General features: G+C 48.0%; 12 protein-coding genes and 1 pseudogene. 10 read left to right on the forward strand and 3 right to left on the reverse strand.

The genetic code is table 11. From position 1 onward, the window contains the following. Positions 1 to 149, forward strand: a pseudogene (locus ACERC7_RS06160) (transposase); the annotation flags it as partial. Between the two features lie 56 nt (positions 150 to 205). On the opposite strand, the gene ACERC7_RS06165 reads toward ACERC7_RS06160, so the two are convergent. The 3 genes from ACERC7_RS06165 to ACERC7_RS06175 are packed head-to-tail and all read right to left on the reverse strand — an operon-like array spanning position 206 to position 1,998. Next, positions 206 to 781 (reverse strand): ECF transporter S component, encoded by a 576-nt coding sequence (locus tag ACERC7_RS06165; protein WP_373660430.1) that lies wholly within the window; start codon positions 779 to 781, stop codon positions 206 to 208. Next, positions 759 to 1,319: a phosphopantothenoylcysteine decarboxylase gene (gene coaC, locus ACERC7_RS06170; protein ID WP_373666425.1), complete on the reverse strand. Its 561-nt coding sequence runs from the start codon at positions 1,317 to 1,319 to the stop codon at positions 759 to 761. The genes ACERC7_RS06165 and coaC overlap by 23 nt, the downstream gene beginning before the upstream one ends. Continuing rightward, positions 1,312 to 1,998 carry a phosphopantothenate--cysteine ligase gene (locus ACERC7_RS06175; protein WP_373666426.1) on the reverse strand — a complete coding sequence of 229 codons (687 nt, stop codon included), beginning with the start codon at positions 1,996 to 1,998 and terminating at the stop codon, positions 1,312 to 1,314. The genes coaC and ACERC7_RS06175 overlap by 8 nt, the downstream gene beginning before the upstream one ends. A gap of 351 nt (positions 1,999 to 2,349) precedes the next feature. On the opposite strand from ACERC7_RS06175, the gene ACERC7_RS06180 reads away from it, so the two are divergent. From ACERC7_RS06180 to ACERC7_RS06220, 9 genes are all read left to right on the forward strand, one after another. Then, a complete protein-coding gene (locus ACERC7_RS06180) occupies positions 2,350 to 6,033 on the forward strand; it encodes a pneumococcal-type histidine triad protein (protein WP_373666427.1) in 3,684 nt (1,227 codons plus the stop codon). A gap of 2 nt (positions 6,034 to 6,035) precedes the next feature. Beyond that, entirely contained in the window at positions 6,036 to 7,211 is a 1,176-nt protein-coding gene (locus tag ACERC7_RS06185) for a hypothetical protein (RefSeq protein ID WP_373666428.1), read from the forward strand. A 229-nt stretch (positions 7,212 to 7,440) separates the two neighbouring features. Beyond that, positions 7,441 to 8,682, forward strand: a complete 1,242-nt coding sequence (gene hflX / locus ACERC7_RS06190; RefSeq protein ID WP_373659027.1) for a GTPase HflX — start codon at positions 7,441 to 7,443, stop codon at positions 8,680 to 8,682. Next, on the forward strand, positions 8,672 to 9,313 hold the full coding sequence (locus ACERC7_RS06195) for a cystathionine beta-lyase (RefSeq protein ID WP_373666429.1): 642 nt from the start codon (positions 8,672 to 8,674) through the stop codon (positions 9,311 to 9,313). The genes hflX and ACERC7_RS06195 overlap by 11 nt, the downstream gene beginning before the upstream one ends. Before the next feature lie 2 nt (positions 9,314 to 9,315). Continuing rightward, entirely contained in the window at positions 9,316 to 10,248 is a 933-nt protein-coding gene (gene rnz / locus ACERC7_RS06200; protein WP_373666430.1) for a ribonuclease Z, read from the forward strand. Then, positions 10,245 to 11,009 carry an SDR family NAD(P)-dependent oxidoreductase gene (locus ACERC7_RS06205; protein ID WP_373666431.1) on the forward strand — a complete coding sequence of 255 codons (765 nt, stop codon included), beginning with the start codon at positions 10,245 to 10,247 and terminating at the stop codon, positions 11,007 to 11,009. The genes rnz and ACERC7_RS06205 overlap by 4 nt, the downstream gene beginning before the upstream one ends. Positions 11,010 to 11,256: 247 nt before the next feature. Further along, positions 11,257 to 13,464, forward strand: a complete 2,208-nt coding sequence (gene recJ / locus ACERC7_RS06210; protein ID WP_373666432.1) for a single-stranded-DNA-specific exonuclease RecJ — start codon at positions 11,257 to 11,259, stop codon at positions 13,462 to 13,464. Beyond that, a complete protein-coding gene (locus ACERC7_RS06215) occupies positions 13,465 to 14,319 on the forward strand; it encodes a metallophosphoesterase (protein WP_373666433.1) in 855 nt (284 codons plus the stop codon). Further along, positions 14,291 to 14,749: an HD domain-containing protein gene (locus ACERC7_RS06220; RefSeq protein WP_373666434.1), complete on the forward strand. Its 459-nt coding sequence runs from the start codon at positions 14,291 to 14,293 to the stop codon at positions 14,747 to 14,749. The genes ACERC7_RS06215 and ACERC7_RS06220 overlap by 29 nt, the downstream gene beginning before the upstream one ends. Positions 14,750 to 14,754 lie beyond the last annotated feature (5 nt).

Genomic DNA, 14,754 nt, shown 5'->3' on the forward strand with positions numbered 1-14,754 from the left:
AACGCCAAGATTGAAGCAACCAACAACATCATCAAGGTTATTAAGCGCAACGCCTTTGGTTTCAGAAACTTTGAAAAGACAAAACTCGCATTTTCATTGCCATAAACATAAAACGAGAGAAGACACTTTCTGCCCTCTCTCGGTGTTAAATTGGTCAACCCACTACAGTTGACAAAGAGCCGGTTTATTGATGTGTTTTAGTCAATTAGTGCTTTAGCGACCGCAATCTCGGCACTAAAATCACGGTTAAGGCAGTAGCGATGGCGACTTCGACCAATGAGTTGGTTGCCAGTACAGCCGCTAAGAAGCTCTGCACATTGCCTCCGAAGCGGTCAGGGAAGAGGAAGAAGATACCACCCAGCACAAAGAGGGTGTTGGTCATGCTGCCAACAGCGCCAGCCATGCCCAAGCCGATAGTGTTGTGAAGGGCTTTGTAAATCAGATAGGGAGTGACACCGATAAGAACCCGTGGAACAATCGCAATCAGAAGAGAGTAAAAGTTTCCATCATCAACAAACGGTGAGAAAATGTAACTGGCGGGCGTAACCAAGATGGTGTTGCGCACCACGCTCATGATGCCCATAAAGGTTCCGAGCCCTGCGCCGACTTTGGGACCATAGTAGATGCTGGCGATAATGACAGGGATATGGGTCAGTGTCGGTTTTAGAGGGAGGGCGGGAATGGCTGCAAAGATGGACTGGCTGACAATTTCGATGACCAGCATGACAGCCATAAAAATAGCAATAGCAGCGATTTGTTTAGTTTCTTGACGTCTGTTCATGTAAAATCTCCTCAATCGTGTGAATAATATCTGATAGGTCAGCTAGGGCACCGCGCCCCACATCACCGCAAGCTAAAAGGGCAGAGCGAGGTGGAATTTCCCTGTATCCTTGTTGGGTCAGGACGGCCATGTTCTGTTGCGTGATGGGGTTGTCGTACATTTTTGTGTTCATGGCTGGCGCAAAGAGCTTTGGTGTTTCGGCTGGCAAGGCAAGCGCAGTGGCTGTCACCATATTGCTCGCCAGACCGTGTGCCAAATGCGCGATGGTATTAGCAGAAGCGGGAGCGAGGATAAATAAGTCAGCTTCCTTGGCTAAGTCGATATGGTTGATTCGGTCTGCTAATTTTTCAGTCATCACATCTACATGCACAGGTTGTTTAGAGAGAACTTGTAAGGTCAAGGGCGTGATAAATTGAGTGGCAGCCTCTGTCATTAAGACGTGGATCTCGTAGCCTAGCTTGGTTAATTGGCTGGTTAAATCCGCTGCCTTATAGGCAGAAATGGAGCCTGATATGGCTAATAAGAGTTGTTTAGGCATGAGTGGTCACCTTTTCTAAAATCAGCTGAGCGATTTGTTCTTTTGTCTCTGCTTCAAACACCTCGTCAGCTGTCAGCAAATAGCCGCGATGCTTGTCTTGGTTAATCTCCATTAAATCATTAGCCAGAATAAAATCAGCACGATTTTTCATCAGACTAGATTTCGCTACCGCGAAAAGCTCGTCACGACTAACATCAACCAAGAGCTTGAACCCCACTAACTTAATGTTCGGATTCCAATCTTTAATGTGACCGATAATCTTAGGCGTTTTTTTCAGAAGAAGAACTTGATAATCACTATGAGATGAGATTTTCGTATCATTATTTTTTTTGGTCAATAGCTGGCGCAGATCTGACGTTTTTTCGACCTCTTCCAAGTCAGTCATATAGACAGGGGTGTAATCAGAGACGGCCATGCTATGAATGCAGACATCATGTGATTGAACCAGAGGCTTGAGCACGGTGATTAGGCTTGCCACGTCAGAGATGATTGTCACAGATAATTTGGGGTGAGCATCAGGCTTAACGGCTTGTTTGGTTGTCACAAGTGTTACCTCATGACCAGCTGCTAAGCAGGTTTCTGCCATAATTTTTCCAAGCCAACCACTGGCATGATTGGTAATCCCTCTCACCTGATCAATCGGCTCTGTCGTGCCGCCGGATGTGATTAAACATTTCATATCTGTATTATAGCATAAGTCCTTTCCTAGGCAAAATGTTTTGTAAAAAGCTTGCAAAAATCGGCTTTATACGATAAAATAAACTGGTTAAGCATAAAATTAACTGGTTTTTAACCGGTGTATCATCAAGGAGGCTATATGGCTAAGCATAAATGGCTAAAACTAACTGGGCTTGTCCTAGCAAGCCATCTTGTTTTATCGGCCTGCCAAACCAAGCAGGAAGCTAAAACAACATCTTCAACAACCTAGACCAGCTCTTCAACAAAACAAAAAGAGAGCAAAAAAGATAAACAAGACAAATCATCCGATAAGAAAAACACCAAAAAAGAAAAAGATATCCCGGGTGTAACAGTGCCGACCAGTGACGGCTTTATCCTGACAGATCAATCAAAAATTCTTTCGCATACGAGAGACGGTATTGTCGTTGACCATAATGGGCATTCTCATTTTATCTTTTATGCTGATTTGCAAGGCACTAAATTTGCCCACCTGATTCCAGCAGGTACGGTTGTGACAGCAGCCCCAACTCAGCAAAAACCGCAAGGAGATAAGCAGCAGACTACAGCAGATCATCATTATGAGTTTAATCCAGCTGATATCGTCGCAGAAGATGCTCTGGGCTACACTGTTCGCCATGGAGACCATTACCACTATGTTTTGAAATCCAGCTTGTCAAATCAACAGCAGGCTGCAGCGACGACTCATGTTCAGACTACCCCGCTAGCACCGTCTACTGGAGGAAGAGCTGACCAGGCAAATCCATCCCAACAAGGTGGTATTGCAGGGATTGACTTTCCAACCAGTGATGGGTTCTTGTTTGATGGAACTGGCGTTCACGGCTGGACAGAGGCAGGGTTGTTGGTTAATCATGATAGACACCTGCATGTTTTATTGACATCAGATTTGGCTAGATCAAAATGGGCCTACCTTTTGAGGAACTCATCGACAGCCCCATCAATGCCATCTGTATTAGATAAGCCAACTCAACCAAGTTCCCCTATACCATCTGAGCAGCCAACAGTACCGAGTGGGTCTCCTCAAGAACCGAATGAGCATCATCAGGATGAGGTTGCGGTAAAACGTGCCTATTTGGCTCAAGCAACAGGGCTAAGTGAAAATCAGATTGTTCTACTAAATACGCCAGATGGTCCAGGGTTCATGTACCCTCATGATGACCATACTCACTTTGTCCTCTTGTCTAAATTGGACATCACGAAATCTTATGATGACGGTCATGGCAATCAGGTGAAGCCAGCAGTTCCAGAGAACCCTCAAGTGCCAACGTCTCCATCTCTTCCAGCACAACCAAGCACACCAGAAATACCAGCACAACTGTCTGAACCAAAACCATCTGAACGTGATGAGTTGGAGGCCAAACGTCAGTATCTGGCTGAGAAACTTGGTCTTCGTCCAGAAGCGATTCAGGTGACAGATGGTCCAACAGGACGATTGTTTATCTATCCCCACGACAACCATCATCATGCCATTGCTGTTGACAAGGTTGTGATCGGGGAGCCGATTGAAGATCCTCATGCGGATCCTCATGCTCACCAAGCTGTCGGTCGTGAGACCCTCAAGGCAATCGGTTTTGACGAGGAAATTATTGCAGATATCTTACATGCTGATGCCCCAACACCTTTCCCAGCAGATGAAACAGATCCTGAGAAGATGAAGGCCTGGTTGGCAACTGTAACTAGTTTGAACATCGGACAACGCCAAGACCCGCTCAAACGCTTTGGTCTGGACTTGATGCCCAACCTTGAGACCTTGGGTGTTGGGTTTACACCGATTGATGATGTGAGACCAATTTTACAGTTCAAGAAGTTAAAAAATCTTTTCTTAACCAAGACAGGGATTACAGACTATAGCTTCTTAAAAGAGTTGCCTCAATTAGAGGGACTTGATGCGTCACAAAATAGCTTAACCTCATTAGCTTTTCTCAAAGATTACCCACAGTTAAAAACACTGGCACTTGCAGGGAATGATCTCACAGATATCAGTGCGCTAGATGATTTGCCAAACCTTGAGTTTGTGAATCTGGACTACAACCGATTAACTGATTTGTCTGCCTTATCCCAAGCTAACCATCTTAAAGTGCTGAGTGTGGAACACAATCAGTTGAAAGATTTGTCTATCTTGTCTAACAAGTCTGAATTGCAACGTATCTTTGTATCCCACAACAAAGGTCTTGATTTGTCTACGCTTCAGGCGCCAAATCTGGAAGAATTAACAGCAGAGCACAACGAGTTGACTAATCTGAACTTTGTTTCAGGATTGCCATCGCTGGTTAGCTTGTCTGTAGGAAATAATGCGATTTCTGATTTATCAGGACTTGAAAAAGCAACCCAACTCCGCACATTAAATGTGTCGGATAACCAAGTGACCAGCTTGCATTTACCTGCTAGTCAAGCTAGCCTAGATAACCTTAACATTAGCAATAACTTGCTGACGACTTTGGAAGGTATCCAGAACTTTAGCGCATTGACAAGTTTGAATGCTGGTCATAATCATCTGAATACATTAGTGGTCAGCCAACCAAATAAAACCATTACCTTTATCGAAGTTAATGATAATCATATTCCTGCTGAAGAATTGACGCCAAACAGCCAAAATATCCCACAAGGCATTGCCCAGTATTTCCCAGCAGCAGAAGGTGGCAATACATCAAACAACACGCCTAACGAGCTAACAGAGCCAGCTGACGAAGTAGCTGCTAAAAGAGCTTACCTAGCACGTGAAACAGGTCTCAGCGAGGATAAGATTACCGTTTTGGAGACCAAGAATGGTCCAGGCTTCATGTATCCTCACGATGACCATATTCACTTCGTTTTACTGCGTGATTTAGACATCACTAAGCCTTATGATGACGGGCACAGCGACCATGATCAGCCGGCAGATTCGGAAAAATCGGGTAAACAAGATAAGCCAACTGAGCAAGAAAAACTAGCTGTCGCTCCTAAACCAAGTCGTCCAGAGAAACCGGCTGTTCCACCAAAACCAAGCCGTCCAAAACCATCGCCTGCTCCAACGCCTATTCCTGAAGAGCAAGAAACACCTGTGTCAACAACCGAAGCACCAACTAAAGAAGGGGTGGCTGGTATTGATTATCCAACTAGCGACGGTTTCCTCTTTGATGGCACTGGTATAGAAGGCTGGACTGATGCGGGCTTGATGGTTGACCATAAGGGGCATACTCATATTTTACCAAAAGACGCTATTGCTCGTTCAAAATGGGTACACTTATTGCCTAAGGAAACCCCTAAAGTGCAAGCGGAGTCTCCTGTTTTGTCTGAGAAGCAAGCAAAGCAAAGAGCAGAGTTAGCCCAACAACTGGGTCTACCTGTGGAGAGTATTCGTCCTGTGACCGCTGATGGCAAAGTTGTTGGTTTTGAATACCCTCATGAAGACCATACTCATATTGTCCATGTGACAGAAGAAGCGCCAACTAAAGCCCCTCTGACTGACGAGGAAAAGCGGGAATTAACGGCTTATATCCGTAAGGCTTATGGATTGCTCCAAGGGACGCCTGTTCATTTCCATGATTCCTTTGTTGTCTTTGCCATTCCTCATCCTCATCAAGACTACGATGCGAAGCGTGATTACTATACTGACGTGCTAGACCCACTTTATGATGCAGGTCACGTTCACCCCTACTCTGTACCACTGGATTTGTTAACCATTCCAGCTAAAACGGATAATTTGGAACTTGATTTTGAAAATGAGTTACAAGCTGCGGCTGAACGTTTGGGCGTACCAGTCATCCAAGTGAACATCAAGGATAAAAAATATTTTGTTCTACCAGGGAAAGATCACTACCACTACCTCAATATCTTAACGCCAATGGCTGGTTATGAGGCTTACATGGCCAATAAATTACCTGAAATTAAGGCAAGCTTTTCAGCAGGCGAGTTTTCAGCAGCACCGGTGACGGACGAGATTGCCCGTGTGCTGGAAGATGCCAAGTCCAAGTTTGGTGAAACAAGTGCAGACTATCGACGTATTGCACGAGCCTTGGATGACTCAAGGTTGACCTAGCAGTGCCAACAACATCTACACAAGCTTATATGGCAGCCTTACAGGATTTTGATAGCCGTTATATCAAGGGAGACAAACCAAAAGAAGCAGCACCAGTGGTTGAAGATGAGCTGACCGCACGTTATGAACAGCTGGTTGAGCAGTACAAGACATTAGGTTCAAGAACCTTACGTAGTTTTGGCTTACGTCAAGAGGAAGAAGTTGAAAAACTAAAAGCCCTAGTTGTCGCAAAAGACAAGGCAGGTTTAGAGCGTGTCGCAAATCACTTGTCAGCTATTGCACGCGTTGATAAGGCGTCTAGTGACCAAGGTCCGCGACTAGCTTATATGGACTTTTTCTTGAGACATATGGACGATGAAAAGGTTTCGCCACAATTGCGTCAACGCCTTCAGGAGAAAGTAAAAGAACTCTATGGTGTTCCGCGCGTGTTCGAATCTCATCTGGGAGAAACCTCTGCCTTGAAAGAAGAATTGAAAGCGGCTATGTCGACAGAGAAAGCCCCAGTTCACACAGCTGATGCGGATGTTCCGAGTGGCTCAGTGTTCAACCGTAAAGACATGGCGTCATATGTCAATAATCTGCGTGATTTTCTCATTCGAACAAAAGTTATGACGGACGAGGAATTGTCAGAAGACTTTACTGAGGCCTTGCCGTTATTCCTTGAACAGCCTGCTAAACATCTTGAAGACGGCACTAACAAACCGGCTGATTCAACGGAAGCCTCACCATCATCGTCAACCCCAGACTCTCCAGCTGAGCCATCTGAGGAGAAACCATCTGACGTCGTTGATAATGATGTCGATGACGAGGAAGACAAAGAGGACATCTTTGATGGTGCTTCTGCTGAGGAGTTAGAAAAACTGTTAGCAGAACTAACTCGCCTGAAAGCAGAACGTGACGCCTTTGAAGAAAGTAATCCAGCTAATTCAGATGAAATACCTGCTACAAAAACTACGCCAACCTCCCCATCAACTACTCAGCCTGAAGAACATAAAGCTGAGGAGACATCAACCCCAGACTCTCCAGCTGAGGCGTCTGAGGAAACCACAGCTGACGCCGTTGACAACGATGTCGATGATGAAGACGACAGCGAATGGGACGAGGACGAATTAGATGAATTTCTAGCTGGTTGGGAAGCCCTAAAGAAACAGCGTGAATCGATTCATTTTGAACCTTAGCCTAATAACAAAAAGATAAATGCAAGGTCATCATCGCTTAGAGACAAACATCAGGTTGGTGTTTGTCTTTTTCGCCATTAAAAGCACCTTGTAACGTAAAATTGCTATCATCGGAATAAGAGGTAGTTTTTGTCTATTTCTATCTCTCTGTTCAATCTTTAACGAATTCTTTGAAAATAGCAGAGCCCAAAAATATGGTATAATGGAAGTGATGCAAGGAGGTGGGCAGATGATTGAGACGCAAGAAAAGACTGAGCAAGCTATTTTGGTTGGCGTAGAGTTACAGACCAGTGAGCATTTTGCCATGTCTATGGAAGAGCTGGCCAGCCTAGCCAAAACAGCAGGTGCGGAGGTGGTGGCGAGCTACACCCAGAAACTGGAGCGCTACAACAGCAAGACATTTGTCGGCTCTGGTAAGTTAGAAGAACTAAAAGCAGTCATCGAGTCCGAGGAGATTGACAGTGTTATTGTTAATAACCGCCTAACCCCTCGTCAGAATACGAATCTGGAGATGGAACTGGGGGTTAAGGTCATCGATCGTATGCAGCTGATTTTAGATATTTTTGCCATGCGGGCACGGAGCCACGAGGGCAAGTTGCAGGTGCATCTAGCCCAGCTCAAGTACATGCTGCCACACTTGGTTGGTCAAGGGATCATGCTTAGCCGTCAAGCAGGTGGCATCGGTAGTCGTGGTCCTGGGGAGAGCCAGCTGGAACTCAATCGTCGTTCCATTCGTCATCAGATTTCAGATATTGAGCGTCAGCTCAAGCAAGTTACCAAGAACCGTTCCACGGTACGGGACAAGCGTATCGCTTCTCAGGCTCTCAAAATTGGGCTTATTGGCTATACCAATGCTGGCAAGTCTACCATCATGAACGTTCTAACGGACAAGAGCCAGTATGAAGCCGATGAGCTTTTTGCAACGCTGGATGCGACGACCAAGAAAATTTACCTCCAAGACCGCTTTGAGGCGACCTTGACCGATACGGTTGGTTTTATCCAAGATCTGCCGACGGAGTTGGTTGCGGCGTTCAAGTCGACTTTGGAGGAGAGCCGACAGGTGGACTTGCTATTGCATGTCATTGATGCCAGCGACCCCAATCACGCCGAGCAGGAGCAGGTGGTTTTGGACATCTTGGCTGATCTGGATATGGCAGATATCCCTCGGCTAGCAGTTTATAACAAGATTGACAAGGTCACTGAGTTTACCCCCAGTCTTTTTCCTTACGTGACCGTGTCATCTCAGTCGGAGACCGCAGCCAGTGACCTGCGCCAGCTGATGATCGAGGCGATCACTGACCAGATTTTTGAGCCTTTTGCAGTGCAGGTTAAGCCAGAAGACAGCTACAAACTCTATGAACTGAGTAAGGTTGCCCTACTAGACAGCTACGACTGGGACAGTGACCAGCCCGTGACGGGCTACATCAGTCCTCAAAACAGATGGCGATTGGAGGCTTTTTATGACCAATGAGATTGACCTAGCCTTGACCTACGGTGGCTACACCAGTTTGGACAGGGTCTACCTGACCCGCCAGTTGCAGGGGCTGAGCAGAGTTGAGCAACTCAAAATCATCACCCCACCGCCTAGTGTGGTCAACGCTTATTTTGCCGAGCATTATCAGAAAACCTCGCCCAAAGCTGCCTGCGATTACCTGTTGGAGCTGAGTACGGCGCTCGACCTCTTTGAATCTTACCCCAGCTTTGCGGCAGAGGATAAGCCCTTTGTCCGTCTCAACCTGTCTGGACGTGCCTTTGGTTTTGCCTTTGTTAATGCCCAAGGGTTAGCGACTGTTTTTGCAGAGGACGAGGGGGAGGTGGTAGACCTGACCCTACTAGAGCTGGCAGAGCTCTTTCCCCATTTGGTGGTTTACCGAGAGGGTGATAGGGTCTATCTCGATACCTTGTTATGGGAGGAAGAAGGGGCAGAGCCCCTCACCTGCGACGGCGCATTCCTGACGACGGGTCACCGACTAACAGATGGTACCATCAAGCTGTCCAGTTACAACAGGCAAGAATTGCTGGACGTCGCCAGCCAGTTGTCAGGAAAACAGGTCTTTGGCTATACCCAAAGGCAATCCCTTATCTATGTGTTAGAAAGTTAAGTATGGAAATTCAATTTTTAGGGACGGGTGCCGGTCAGCCGTCCAAGGGACGTAATGTGTCCAGTCTTGTCCTCAAACTTCTTGATGAAATCAATGAGGTCTGGATGTTTGACTGTGGGGAAGGCACCCAGCAGCAGATTTTAGAGACGACCATTCGTCCTCGTAAAATAAAAAAGATCTTTATCACCCATCTGCATGGGGATCACGTCTTGGGCTTGCCAGGTTTCCTATCCAGCCGTGCCTTTCAGGCCAGCGAGGAGCAGACGGATATTGACCTCTATGGGCCTGTGGGGATTAAGCAGCTGGTCCTGACTAGTCTGCGCGTGACAGGTACTCGTCTGCCTTATCGGATTCATTTTCATGAGTTTGACGAGAACACCTTGGGCTTGATTTTGGAGACAGACAAGTTTACTGTCCATGCGGAAGCTCTTGACCATACAGTGTTCTGTGTCGGTTATCGCGTGACCCAGAAGGACTTAGAAGGGACCTTGGATGCGGAAGGTCTCTTGGCGGCTGGTGTGCCCTTTGGACCGCTCTTTGGTCAGGTCAAAAATGGTCAGGATATCCTTCTGCCTGACGGCAGGCAAATCATCGCTAAAAACTATATTTCCGAGCCTAGAAAGGGCAAGGTAGTGACCATCTTAGGGGATACACGCTTGACGGACGCTAGCATTCGTCTAGGGTTGGGAGCGGATGTCCTTGTCCATGAGTCCACCTACGGCAAGGGAGACGAGGCTATCGCCAAAAAACATGGACACTCGACCAATATGCAGGCGGCCAGTGTTGCCAAACAAGCCTTTGCCAAACGGCTCTTGCTCAACCATGTATCCGCTCGCTTTTTGGCTCGCGATGTTCGGCAGTTGGAAAAAGACGCTCAGTCGCTCTTTCCAGATACCCATGTGGTGCGTGATTTAGAGGAGGTAGAGGTTTTATGACAGGACGTGTGATTGTCATGACAGGGGCTAGCGGTGGCTTGGCTCAGGCGTTGGTGGCTCAGCTGCCAGCTGCTGACCAACTGGTTCTCCTGGGACGTAGTCGAGAGCGGCTCATGACCCTCTATGGGGAACGCCCCAAAACCCTCTGTCTGGGACTAGATGTTCGTGACAGCTCGGCTATTGCCCAAACCATCGACAGCATTTATGCTCAGTTTGGGCGCGTGGACATCCTCATCAACAACGCTGGTTTCGGTGAGTTTCAGGCTTTTGACGCTTACGAGGTGGCGCAGATCAAGGAGATGTTTGAGGTCAATACCTTGGCGACTATTCATTTTTCGCGGCTGATTGCTGGGAAAATGGCAGAGCAGGGTTCAGGGCATGTCGTCAATATTGCCAGCATGGCTGGGCTAATTGCGACAGCCAAGACCAGTATTTATTCGGCCACCAAGTTTGCGGTCATCGGCTACTCGAACGCCCTGCGACTAGAAGTGGCAGATAAGGGCGTTTATGTGACCACAGTCAACCCAGGACCGATTGCCACCAAGTTTTTTGAGACCGCAGACCCATCGGGCGACTACCTCAAGAGCGTTGACCGCTTCACGCTGTCTGCGGATGCAGTGGCTAGTCGTATCGTAGCCATACTGGGTAAAAACAAGCGCGAACTCAACCTGCCTTGGCTTTTAGCTCTGGCTCATAAATGGTATACCCTCTTCCCCACCCTGTCTGACTGGTTAACACGAAAAGTGTTTAACTATAAATAAGCCATTTTCACCTATACTAGTGGAACTGATTGGATAAGACATGACAATTCGCGAAAATCATTAAAAACCTGCCTTGGCAGTTTTTTATAATAGTTACTGATGCTGTCGTGTTCGTTTTTATCTGGTAAACAGTAGTTTTTATGTCATTAGCGTGACAATGCATACGAGCCTTTCCCTAGGTCAGGCAGTTTGTTTTTCGCTTGTTTTTTGATAAAATAAAGGAATAACGATCCAGAAAGTGACTGATATGATTTCTTCTAAATACACTTGGCAACTTGATGAACGATTGCCTGATGAGGGCTTTTTGAAGCTGGCAAAAAAAGAAGGTTTGGACAAGCTGGCAGCGACCATCTTGTTTAACCGTGGGGTGCAGACTTGGGAAGAACTAGTGGCTTTTTTGCAGGCAGATTTGAGCCAGTTACATGATCCTTATCTCCTAAACGATATGGATAAGGCGGTCCAGCGTATCCGCTCTGCCATTGAACAAAATGAAAGAATCCTCGTTTACGGGGACTACGATGCGGACGGGATGACGGCGGCGTCTATCGTCAAGGAGACCCTGGAGATGTTGGGGGCCGAGGTGGTGACCTACCTGCCCAACCGCTTCACGGACGGCTACGGGCCCAACCTGTCGGTCTACAAGTACTTTATCGAGCAGCAGGGCGTGTCTCTGATTGTGACGGTGGACAATGGGGTGGCGGGCCATGAGGCCATTGCCTATGCGCAAGGGGATGGTGTTGATGTGGTGGTGACGGATCACCACAGTTTACCAGCAGAGCTGCCAGAGGCTTACGCCCTTGTCCATCCTGAGCACCCTGGCGCTGATTATCCCTTTAAGTATTTAGCAGGTTGTGGGGTGGCCTTTAAATTAGCGACAGCCCTGCTTGAGACGGTTCCTGTAGAGATGCTCGATTTGGTAGCTATTGGAACCATTGCTGATATGGTTAGCTTGACGGATGAAAACCGCATCATGGTCAGGGCTGGTTTGCAGGTACTCAAGGAAACTGAGCGACTGGGCTTACAGGAGTTGCTCAGGTTGGCTGATGTTGATTGGGCAAGTCTGACTGAGGAGACCGTTGGTTTTACCATTGCTCCCCAGCTCAACGCCTTGGGGCGGCTGGACGACCCCAACCCTGCCATTGAACTCTTGACAGGCTTTGATGATGAGGAAGTCCAGCAGCTTGCCCTTATGGTTGAGGCCAAAAATGAGGAACGAAAAAACCTAGTCGCTCGGATTTATGATGAGGCTAGACAGATGGTTGATCCAACGAGCCCTGTTCAGGTGCTGGCCAAAGAGGGCTGGCACCCTGGCGTTTTGGGCATTGTGGCTGGTCGCTTGCTGGAAACGCTGGGGCAGCCTGTCATCGTCCTCGGCATCACGGACAGTCAAGCCAAGGGGTCGGCACGCAGTCCAGAAGCCTTTGACCTCTTTACGGCCCTCAGTCCTCATCCAGAGCTTTTTGTGGCTTTTGGGGGCCATAGCGGAGCGGCTGGCATGACCCTCCTAGTGGAGCAGTTACCAGCACTCAAGGCGGTCTTGTCTGAGGCTCTGGCAGAGCAGGCCATTGACCTTAATCAGAAACCACCCCTACCTGTGGCTGGTCAGCTCACCCTGTCTGAGCTATCGCTTGACACCATCAAAAGCCTAAGTAAACTAGCGCCTTTTGGTATGGATAACCGCAAGCCTGTCTTTCTCCTCAAGGATGTTAAGGTGACCCAGGCTAGAACCATGGGACAGGGGGGTGCCCATCTCAAGCTCAAGGTGCAGGAGGGTGAGACGGCCTACGATGTCGTTGCTTTTAACCAAGGGCAGCTGTCTCAGGAGTTTCAACAAGCTAGGGGCTTGGAGCTCTTGGTTACCCTAGCCGTCAACCGCTGGAACGGAGCCACTACTCTCCAGCTCATGCTGGAAGATGCTCGTGTTGACGGGGTTCAGCTTTTTGACCTGCGGGCTAAAACAGCTCTCCTGCCAACTGGTGTGCCTCTGTTGACGGCTGAGACAAGTAGCCCAGTCGTGGTGGTGGCTGATTTGCCAAACACCTTGGCAGACTTACAAGGGCTCTTTGAAGGGAAAACCTTTGAAGCCATTTATTTCAAAAACACCATCAACACCCCTTATTACCTGTCTGGTTATGGGACACGAGACCAGTATGCCAAGCTCTACAAGACCATCTACCAGTATCCAGAGTTTGATGTCCGCTACAAGCTCAAGGAGCTCAGCCATTTCCTCAAAATTGACCAGATTCTTTTGGTCAAGATGATTCAAATCTTCGAGGAACTTGGCTTTGTCAGCATCTCTGACGGTGTGATGACGGTCAATAAGGAGGCTGACAAACGACCGATTGCCGACAGCCAAATCTATCAGGAGTTGGTGGCAAACGTCAAGTATCAGGAGTTGATGGCACTAGGGACACCTGAGGAGATTTACCAAACCTTGACGAGGAAAGAGGACTAAATGGAAAAGATCGCTGTTTTATCAGACATTCATGGCAATAGCACAGCCTTGGCTGCTGTCCTGGCAGACGCCAAAGCTCAAGGGGCGACGGAGTACTGGCTTTTGGGTGATATCTTTTTGCCAGGACCAGCAGGAGATGAACTGTTAGAGTTCTTACAAGATGTGCCTGTGACGGTGTCCATTCGTGGCAACTGGGACGATGTGGTCCTAGCCTTGAAGGAGAGGAAAGCCACTGGGATTGTTGATGCTAAACAAGCAGAACATCTGGCGCTGTACAGACAAGGCCAGTACCTGCTTGAAACCCTATCGCCAGCAGGGCTCGATTACCTCAGCCAACAAAGGGCAACGGCGCATGTGACCAAGTCAGGTCTAAACATTCAACTCTCGCATAATTTTCCAGATAAGAATCATGGTGGAGGACTGTATTGGCAATCGCCTCAGGAAGAGTTTGATAGGCTTTGTGCAGATCATGCAGTGGCTGTTGCCATCTACGGGCATGTGCATGTCCAGACCATGCGCTATGCGACCAGCGGTCAGCTCATCCTAAATCCAGGCTCCATAGGACAGCCTTTCTGGACTTGGGAAGCCTTGCGACAAAACCAGCGTGCCCAGTATGCACTCCTGACCTTTGATGGACAAGGTTTGGCTGGTGTGGATTTCCGTAAGGTGGCCTATGATGTCAAAAGAGAGTATGCCATCGCCAAGGAGCGAGGTCTGCCCTACTTAGAACTTTACCAAGAACTGCTCGAGACAGGTGTCCTGCACACCCATGACAATGAGCTCCTAGCTCAGTACAACGACCGCTACGGTTATGAAGAGGAGGTTCGTGCTTATTTTAGCCGACAAGATGATTGACGAGGAACGTATTATCCAAGCGACAGCAGAGCATGTGAGAAGACTGATGGAGACAGAAGGCAGCGGCCATGATTGGTGGCACATTGATCGTGTTAGAAGAACGGCAGTGACCATCGCGCATGAAGAAGGCGCTGACCTCTTTATCTGTCAGATGGCAGCGCTCCTTCATGATGTCGCAGATTATAAGTTTAATGCCAGTCTGGCGACTGGCTTGGCAAAAGTTTCGGACTGGCTGGAGCGTCAGCAGGTTGATGAGCGTGACCAGCGGCATCTTTTAGACATCATTGAGACCATGCCTTTCACCAGTCAGAGACAAGGAAAACAAGTCCCTAGCCTAGAAGGGCGGGTGGTGCAGGATGCAGACCGCCTTGATGCGGGGCTATCGGTATCGCTAGAACGATGGCGTATTCTGGACATACGGGTCGGCTGATTTAT

Source organism: Streptococcus sp. E17BB, assembly GCF_041807725.1.
Lineage (GTDB): Bacteria > Bacillota > Bacilli > Lactobacillales > Streptococcaceae > Streptococcus > Streptococcus entericus.